A 1209-nucleotide genomic window follows, 5' to 3' on the forward strand; every position below is an offset into this window, starting at 1 on the left:
TCGATCGGCAATCGCGACGTCATCGTGCGCATCAACTCGCCCGGCGGCGACATGTTCGAGGGGATCGCGATCTACAATCTGCTACGCGCCCATCCGGCCCGGGTCACGGTCGAGGTGCTGGGCTGGGCCGCATCTGCCGCCTCGGTCATCGCCATGGCCGGCGATGTGATCCGCATGGGGCTCGGCTCCTTCATGATGGTCCACAATGCCTGGGGTGTCGTCATCGGCAATCGCCACGACATGCGTGACGCCGCCACCCTGTTCGATCAGTTCGATGCGGCTATCGCCGACATCTATCAGGCCCGCACCGGCATGAAGCGCGCCGATATCGAGCAGCTGATGGATGCGGAAACCTTCATGGCGGCGGCACAGACTGTCGAATACGGCTTTGCCGATGTCGTCGACGATGCCCAAATCCATGCAGAGACCAATGCGTCCGCGCAGGTCCGCCCCGAAATCCAAGCCAAGCGCCGCATCGATGCGGCGTTAGCGCAACAGGGCATCTCGCGCACGGAGCGGCGCAAGATGTTCAACCAGATTGCCGGCATGTACGACGCTGCCGACACGGCCACGCATGACGCTGGCTTCCACGCAGCCGCCATCCAGCGGCTGATCGACACCATTAGATCATAGGAGACCCGAGATGGGTATCGAACTGAACCCCGGTGGCCGCGGGCCAGTCCGGGGTATCCTCGGCGTGCGCGCCGAAACCGGTAACGCCACCAAAATCCTGGCCGAACTGCAGAAGACCTTCGAGGACTTCAAGGTCGAGCGCGACAAGGAACTCGCCGACATCCGGGCCGGCATGGCCGATGTGGTGCAGACTGAAAAGGTCGATCGTATCAATGCCGAGATCACCGCCCTGCAAAAGGCCCTCGACGAGACCAATGCCGCGCTGGCAGCGGTCAAGGTCGGTGCTGTTGGCGGGACGACCGATCCGGACAAGGCCGAACATGCCCAGGCCTTCGACCGCTTCTTCCGGCGCGGCGTCGATGCCGGCCTGCGTGATCTCGAGGTCAAGGCCAAGCTGACCACCCAGTCCGATCCCGACGGCGGTTATCTGGTGCCGGAAGAGACCGAGGCCGGGATCGACCGGGTGCTCGGCACCGTCTCCACCATCCGCTCACTCGCCCGCACCATCTCGATCTCGACCAGTACCTACAAGAAGCTGGTCAATATGGGCGGGGCGACGTCGGGCTGGGTTGGCGA

The 1209-nt window shown here is 63.8% G+C and carries 2 protein-coding genes; both read left to right on the top strand.

From position 1 onward, the window contains the following. Positions 1 to 633, top strand: a 633-nt coding sequence (locus tag ACFO1V_RS02545) for a head maturation protease, ClpP-related (RefSeq protein ID WP_380075050.1), incomplete at its 5' end; no start/stop codon positions are given. 10 nt (positions 634 to 643) lie between these two features. Next, a partial coding sequence (locus tag ACFO1V_RS02550; RefSeq protein ID WP_380075051.1) for a phage major capsid protein occupies positions 644 to 1209 on the top strand: 566 nt, incomplete at its 3' end.

It is taken from the genome of Daeguia caeni (genome assembly GCF_042653845.1).
GTDB classification, from domain to species: domain Bacteria; phylum Pseudomonadota; class Alphaproteobacteria; order Rhizobiales; family Rhizobiaceae; genus Brucella; species Brucella caeni.